The sequence below is a fragment of the Natronococcus sp. genome, from assembly GCF_047921035.1.
Lineage (GTDB): Archaea > Halobacteriota > Halobacteria > Halobacteriales > Natrialbaceae > Natronococcus.
This window is the reverse complement of record NZ_JBLRWX010000061.1, coordinates 1-7060: the sequence shown is the minus strand read 5'-3', so window position 1 is coordinate 7060 and position 7060 is coordinate 1. Positions and strand designations below refer to the sequence as shown.

Genomic DNA, 7060 nt, shown 5'->3' with positions numbered 1-7060 from the left:
GTCCTCGAGCAGGTTGAGGATCTGGGCCTGCACCGAGACGTCCAGTGCCGAGACGGGCTCGTCACAGACGATGACCTCCGGGTCGACTGCAAGCGCCCGGGCGATCCCAATGCGCTGGCGCTGCCCGCCGGAGAACTCGTGGGGGTAGCGGTGGGCGTGGTTCTGGCTCAGTCCGACGGTCTCGAGCAGTTCGTAGATCCGCTCGGTTCGCGCCTCGCCCTCGGCGATGTCGTGGATGTCGAGGGGTTCGCCGATGATGTCCCCGACCGTCAGCCGGGGGTTCAGACTCGAGAACGGGTCCTGGAAGATGTACTGGACGTCCGTCCGGAGATCCCGCAGCGCCGAACTCGAGAGGCCGGTGATCTCGACCTCCTCGCGGGCGTCGCCCGCACCGGTCCGTTGGCGGTAGTAGACCGAGCCGTCGGTCGGCTCGAGCAAGCGAAGCAGCGATCGGCCGAGGGTGCTCTTCCCGCAGCCGGACTCGCCGACCACGCCGAGGGTCTCGCCCTCGTAGAGTTCAAGGTCGATCCCGTCGACGGCCTTGACCCACTGCGTTCGGCCGAGCAGCCCGTCGATGAAGCCGCTGCTCGTGTCGTAGTACTTCGTCAGGTTCTCGGCTCGCAGGATGGGGTCCCCGTTCGGCCGAGTCATCGTCGCTCACCCTCCGTGTTCGGTGCGGTCGTGCCGGCGCGGGTCTCGTGGCCGTCGCCGACCGTGACCTCGTAGTCGAGTCCCTCCCGGAGTTCGCCGGTGTACTCGAGACAGGCGGCCGCGCGCTCGGCCTCCGGGCCCGACGCGTCCCCGCCCGTCTCGGGATCGAGCAGCGGGGGTTCTCGCTTGGTACAGACGTCCTCGGCGTAGGGACACCGTGGATGGAAGCTACAGCCCGGCGGCAGCTCGACGAGGTCGGGCATCGTGCCGGGGATCGTCTGGAGTCGCTCGCGCCTGTCGCCGACGCGGGGGATCGAGCTCATCAGCCCGACCGTGTAGGGGTGTTTGGGGTCGTAGTACAGCTCCTCGACGGGTGCCTTCTCGACGGGCTTGCCCGCGTACATGACCATCACCTGGTCGCAAACCTCGGCGACGACGCCCAGGTCGTGGGTGATGAGCTGGATCGCGGTGTCGAACTCGTCGGCCAGGCTCTCGAGCTCTTCGAGAATCTGGGCCTCGATCGTCACGTCCAGCGCGGTCGTCGGCTCGTCACAGAGCAACAGGTCGGGATCGCAGGACAGCGCCATCGCGATCACCGCCCGCTGTTGCATCCCGCCGGAGAACTCGTGGGGGTAGTCGGAGTACCGGGACTCGGCCTCGGGGATGCCGACGGTGTCGAGCAGCTGGATCGTCCGCTCGCGGGCCTCCTCCTCGTCGTAGTCGAGGTGGTGTCGGATCGCCTCGGCGATCTGCTCGCCGACGGTGTAGACCGGATTCAGGGCCGTCTGGGCGTCCTGGAAGATCATCGCGACCTCGTTGCCCCGGACGTCCCTGATCTCCTCCTCGCTCATCTCGAGGAGATCCTCGCCCTTGAACAGGATCTCGCCGCTCTCGATACGGCCCGGGCTCTCGATGAGCCGCATCAGCGAGAGGGCGGTGACGCTTTTCCCGGCGCCGCTCTCGCCGACGACGCCGAACTTCTCGCCGCGCTCGATGCGATAGGAGAGGTCGTCGACGGCGGTGACGACGCCCTCCTGCGTGTAGAACTTGACCGTGAGATCGTTGACCTCGAGTAGTGCCATCTTAGCCACCTCCCTGGCCTTCGATCCCGGTCTCCTGGGCGTCGAAGGCGTCGTTGACCCCGTCGCCGATCATGTTCATCGCCATCACGAACAGGAAGATCGCGCCGCCGGGGAAGACCGTGGCCCACCAGGGGATCGAACCGCCGGGACCCTGGATGAGCGTCTCTCGCGTCTGATCGAGCATCGTCCCCCACTCGGCGCTGCCCGGGGGCATCCCGAGTCCGAGGAATCCGAGGGCAGCGACGCCGATCACGACGGTGCCGATGTTGAGCGTGCCGTAGACGATCAGCGGCGGCATCGCGTTCGGGACGATGTGTTTGAAGATCACCGATCGATCGCGCGCACCCAACGCCTTCGCGGCCATAACGTACTCGTTTTCCTTGATTGTCAGCACTTCGCCGCGGATCAGTCGGGCGTAGGTGATCCAGCCCGGGATCGCGAACGCGGCGACGAGCTGCCAGTAGCCGCCGCCGAGCGTGGCGACGATGATCAGCGCCAGGATCAGCCCGGGGAACGCGTAGACGGTGTCGACGATCCGCATCAGGATCTCGTCGGTCCAGCCGCCGTAGTAGCCCGAGATCGCACCGTAGACCAGACCGAACGTGGCGCTGAGTCCGACGACGATGAAGCCGATCGAGATGCTGTACCGGCCGCCGTACAGGACTCGGGAGAACAGATCGCGCCCGTCGCCGTCGGTCCCCATCGGGTGGGAGAGCGTCGGCGAGTCGTAGGTCCCGGCCGACGACTCGGGGTTCATGTACATGATCGTCGTCGGATCGTAGGGGGCGATCGAGAACGGCTGGACCGTCATCCCCATCACCGTGATCGGACGGGCGAACACCGCGAGCAGGGTGAGGACGCCGACGACGAACAGCCCGATCAGCGCCGACCGGTTGTGCTTGAAGCGTTTCCAGGCCCGCTCGAACCGGCCCTCGGTCTCGCCGCCGCTCTCCTCGGTCCAGTCCGACAGCGGATCCCGCTGTCGGACCTGTTCCGGGTCGAACCCGGTCACTCGAATTCGTCCGCGCTCGGTGTGTTCCTTGCTACTCATATCTGATCCTCGGATCGAGAACCGCGTACAGGATGTCCGCCAGCAGATTCGCCAGGACGATGAACACGCCGGTAAACAGCGTGATCGCCATGATCAGGTTGATTTCGCGCTGGGTGATCGCCTGGATGAACTCCCGGCCGAGCCCCGGCCAGTTGAACACCATCTCGACGACGACCGACCCGGCGACGATGCTCGCGGTCAGCGTCGCCGCCAGCGTCACCACCGAGATCAGCGAGTTTCGCAGCACGTGCTTGAGGATCACCTGTCGCTCGGGCAGTCCCTTCGCTCGAGCGGCGGTGACGTACTCCTTGTTCAACTCTTCGGCCATCGACGTCCGCATCACGCGCATGATACTCGCCGCCGCCGCAGTCCCGATCGTGATCCCGGGAAGGATCAGGTAGAACAGCATCTGCGGGTGGTACAGCGGCAATCGAGAGGGCGGCAACACGTCCCAGATTCCGAGCCAGAGCGCGCCGACCAGGATCAGCATGAGGCCGAGCCAGAAGTTCGGGATCGAGATGCCCGACAGCGCGATAAAGCGGCTGACGGTGTCGGCGAGCTGGTCCTTGTTGACGGCGGCGTAGATCCCGGTCGGGATCGCGATCACGAGACCGAACACCCAGCCGAACAGGCCGAGGACGATCGTCTCGGGAAGCCGTGCGACGATAACCGAGGAGACGTCCCGACCGGAGCTGATGACCTCGCCGAAGTCACCGGTCAGGACGTTGCCCATCCAGGTCAGGTACTGCTCCCAGACGGGGCCGTCGAGCCCGTACCGGGCGCGCATCTGGGCCTCGTCGGCCGCCGACATGTGTGGGTTCATCGCGGCCATCTGGCTGATCGGATCACCCGGCGTGAGATGCACCAGTCCGAAGGTGATCACCGAGACGCCGAACAGAATCGGAACGATCGACAACAGTCGCTTCAGTATGAAACGTCGTAAACTCATGATATTTGTCAAACACTGCGAACGGCTACCGGGGCGACCTCACTCGAGGTCGTAGTCGTCGATCACTTCTTCGATCAGCTCCGCCGCGGTCTCGGGGTCGTACTCGTTGTGCGGCCGGATGTTCTCCTCGAGAGCGTCGGCGTCGACCGTCCCGTTCTCCTCGGCGAGCTCCGGCAGGTCGGTCCAGGCCGGACGCGCCCAGCCGTTGAGCACGTTGTCGACGATCTCCTGGCGCGGAATGAGGTGGTTGACGGCCTGCCGGAGTCGGGCGTCGTCCCACGGCTCGACGTGCATCGGGTACTGGATGTACTCGTAGCCGCCGGCCTCGACACTGTCGATGACGTAGTCGTCGTCCTCCTCGAAGTCGTCGAGGACGCCGGTGGCCAGCCCGTAGGTCATGTCGATCTCGTCGCTCTGGAGCGCCCCGGCGCGACTCGAGTCGTCGGGAACGATCTCCATCTCGATCTCGTCGATGACGGGGCCGTCCGGGAACTCCTCGGGGCCGTCGAACCACTCCTTGTTCTCGAGGCCGATCTCCTCGAGCCAGTAGCCGTCGTTTTTCGTGAACTCGATGTACTGGCCCTCGGAGTAGTCGCTGAACTCGTAGGGGCCGGTCCCGATCGGCTCGTTGCCGGCGCCGGGGTCGAGGTCGCCGCCCTCCAGCTCGGCCTGCTCGAGCGAATGGATGTACAGTCCGGGCAGCTCGCGTTCGGCCTCGGCGTCGGGGATCTGGGCGTAGAGGTTGACGGTGTACTCGTCGACCTCCTCGGCGTACAGCAGCGAGTCGTAGGTCTGGGCCTCGAGGTCGGAGTTCTCGTAGCGCCGGGCGGTCGCGACGACGTGCTCGGCGGTGAGCTCCTCGCCGTTGGAGAACTCGATTCCCTCGTGGAGTTCGTACTGGAACTGCATCCCGAAGGTGCCGTCCTCGACGGCCTCGCCGGCCTGCTCGGGCGTGAGCACGCGCACCGTGTCGTCCTCGATCGGGTTGTCCTCGGGGTGGGTGACGACGACCTGCTCCTCGGTGTCGAGGACGCCCTCCTCGTCGGCGTCGACCTCGATCATGTACTCCTCGTAGTCGGCCCGGTCGATGTCCTGGGTCTCGAGGAGTTCGTAGTCCTCGGCGAGCCACGGGTAGAGGTTCCCCTCGCTGTCACTTGCCACCAGCTGCTCGAAGATCAGTACCTGGACGATCGTCGAGTTCGCACCCGTCGTGTACGGCGGATCGAACAGTTCGGGATCCTCGGTGATCCCGGCCCGAAGGGTGCCACCCTCCTGAAGGTCCGAGAGGTCGGTCTCGTCGGGATGGGCGTCCTCGTCGATCCAGGTGACGACCTCGTCCTGGGGCGCGTGCAGGCCGTAGCTGAACGTGCTCTCGGTGAAGGGGTTCTGTCGGAACCCGTGGACGTCGGTGTTCATCACGCCGGCCTGCAGGTCGAAGTGCGTGATCGAGCTGTAGCGCTCCTCGGCGAGGTACTCCCAGATTTCGTCGTAGCGCTCGCGGCGCTCGTCGTCGTCGTCCGCGACGTCGACGCCGTAGCGGGCGTCGTCGAGCATCCGGTCGAGGTCGTCGTCGCTGATCCCGGTCAGGTTACAGCACTGCCCGTGGTTCCCGCTGTGGTGAAGTGCCTGACAGAAACTCTCGGGGTTGAACGTTCCCGAGAGCCCGATACAGGGGATGTGCCCGTCCTGGGCGTACTCGGGGTTCATCACGCGCTGAACGTAGTCGTTGAACTCGTAGGTCTCGATCTCCGTCGTGAAGTAGCCCGACTCCTCCATGGAGGTCGCGATCAGGTCGACCATCTGGACCCGGTCGTCGTTGTCGGAGTTGACTTCCAGCTGAACGTGAATCGGCGCGTCGCCGTCGTCGCCGTCGTCGCCGCCGAGACACCCCGCGACCGCCGCGATACTTACCCCACCAGCACCCTGCAGTAATCGCCGCCTATCGATATCGATTGAGGATTGCTTGTGATCCTGCACCATGATCTTTCATGTGTAAACCTGATATATATAGGTATTGCTTCAGGACGACGCAAGACTTACCCCGTCTAATTCGTCGTTACTCTACCGGATGGACGTCCAGTAGATCCTCGAGCAGGGGACGATCGTTGAAAACCCTCGGTTACCCGTTGAAAGAATAGAAAACGAAACGAGAGTTTCAATCGTCCAGAAACGAACGTGTAACTCAATCGCCCTCTTCGTCGACGATGACGACCTCGCCGTCGACGACGTCGACGTTGATCAGCGTCTTGACGTCGTAGCCGGCGTCGGCGACCTTGTTCTCACCGCCGGCCTTCTTGATCACCGCGACCGTGTCGATGACCTCCGCGCCGATCTCGTCGAGGGCCTCGAGCACCGCCGCGAGGGTGCCACCCGTCGAGAGCACGTCGTCGAGCACGAGGACGCGCTCGCCCTCGCGGACGTCGTTGATGTACATCTCGTTCTCCGAGTAGCCCGTTTGCTGGAAGATCGCGACCTCGTCGTCGAGACCGTACTGTCGTTTCCGAATGACCGTCAGCGGGATGTCGGTCATCAGCGACACCGCGGTGGAGATGTGGATCCCCATCGCCGCGGGCGTGACGATCCGGTCGACGTCCTCGAGGTCGGCCTTCCGGATGATGCGGATGACGATCTCGCGAAGCAGGCCGGGGTCGAGCTTCGGGACGCCGTCGCTGATCGGGTGGACGAAGTAGTGGTAGCCGTCTTTCTCGATGATCGGCGCCTCGAGGAGCGACCGCTTCAACTGGTCCATGTCGTGGGTCGGGCGGTAGGCGAGTAAAAGTTGACGATACACGTCGGCGCCGTCTCGTCGAATCGCCAGTATCGGGGCTCTACCGCCGAGACCGACCACTGTGACCGCGCCGCACGCGTCCGGCGCCGTTTCGGGAACCCGACGTGTCGCCGACCCTACGTCTCGAGGGCGGCCGCCAGCGAGTCGGCGATCTCGAGGCCCAGCCCCGTCTTCGAGCCCGTATACGGCGTCGTCTCCTCCTCCCGAACCAGCAGCGCGCGCGTTCGGTCCGATCCCATGACGCTCGCGTCGTTGGCGACGACGAACTCGAGATCCGTCCGGGCTATGGTCTCCCTGGCGCGGTCGACCATCGCCTCGTCGTCGCCCGAGGTCTCGGTCTTGAAGCCGACGATTGCCAGGTCGGGATGGGCCGCGCGGATCTCGTCGATGAGCTTCGGCGTCGGCTCGAGTTCCAGCGTAAGCTCTTGGCCCGAGCGGATCTTCTCCGCGCTCGACTCGAGGGTGTAGTCGCCGATGGCGGCGACCGACGCCAGCGCGTCGGCGTCGTCGCAGGCGTCGGCCGTCGCCGCGAGCATCTC

General features: G+C 65.1%; 7 protein-coding genes. All 7 read right to left on the bottom strand.

All coding sequences use genetic code 11. The features are described 5' to 3' along the window. Positions 1 to 651: ATP-binding cassette domain-containing protein (locus ACNA7R_RS12845; RefSeq protein WP_416283962.1), on the bottom strand; the 651-nt coding region annotated here is incomplete at its 3' end. Continuing rightward, the gene (locus ACNA7R_RS12840) at positions 648 to 1733 is read right to left on the bottom strand and encodes an ABC transporter ATP-binding protein (protein ID WP_416283961.1); all 1086 of its coding nucleotides are present in this window, start codon (positions 1731 to 1733) and stop codon (positions 648 to 650) included. The genes ACNA7R_RS12840 and ACNA7R_RS12845, both read right to left, overlap by 4 nt. Before the next feature lies 1 nt (position 1734). Next, on the bottom strand, positions 1735 to 2784 hold the full coding sequence (locus tag ACNA7R_RS12835) for an ABC transporter permease (RefSeq protein WP_416283960.1): 1050 nt from the start codon (positions 2782 to 2784) through the stop codon (positions 1735 to 1737). Then, a complete protein-coding gene (locus ACNA7R_RS12830) occupies positions 2777 to 3733 on the bottom strand; it encodes an ABC transporter permease (protein WP_416283959.1) in 957 nt (318 codons plus the stop codon). The genes ACNA7R_RS12835 and ACNA7R_RS12830 overlap by 8 nt, the downstream gene beginning before the upstream one ends. Positions 3734 to 3772: 39 nt before the next feature. After that, on the bottom strand, positions 3773 to 5713 hold the full coding sequence (locus tag ACNA7R_RS12825; protein ID WP_416283958.1) for an ABC transporter substrate-binding protein: 1941 nt from the start codon (positions 5711 to 5713) through the stop codon (positions 3773 to 3775). A gap of 202 nt (positions 5714 to 5915) precedes the next feature. Further along, positions 5916 to 6482: a hypoxanthine/guanine phosphoribosyltransferase gene (gene hpt, locus ACNA7R_RS12820; protein WP_293031083.1), complete on the bottom strand. Its 567-nt coding sequence runs from the start codon at positions 6480 to 6482 to the stop codon at positions 5916 to 5918. 155 nt (positions 6483 to 6637) lie between these two features. Continuing rightward, on the bottom strand, positions 6638 to 7060 hold a 423-nt coding region (locus tag ACNA7R_RS12815; protein WP_416283957.1), incomplete at its 5' end, for a phosphopantothenoylcysteine decarboxylase.

What these genes read in the sequence shown, in the direction of transcription:
- ACNA7R_RS12830 (WP_416283959.1), bottom strand. Translation starts at nt 3,733, where the DNA reads ATGAGTTTACGACGTTTCATACTGAAGCGACTGTTGTCGATCGTTCCG.
- ACNA7R_RS12835 (WP_416283960.1), bottom strand. Translation starts at nt 2,784, where the DNA reads ATGAGTAGCAAGGAACACACCGAGCGCGGACGAATTCGAGTGACCGGG.
- ACNA7R_RS12840 (WP_416283961.1), bottom strand. Translation starts at nt 1,733, where the DNA reads ATGGCACTACTCGAGGTCAACGATCTCACGGTCAAGTTCTACACGCAG.
- hpt (WP_293031083.1), bottom strand. Translation starts at nt 6,482, where the DNA reads ATGGACCAGTTGAAGCGGTCGCTCCTCGAGGCGCCGATCATCGAGAAA.
- ACNA7R_RS12825 (WP_416283958.1), bottom strand. Translation starts at nt 5,713, where the DNA reads ATGGTGCAGGATCACAAGCAATCCTCAATCGATATCGATAGGCGGCGA.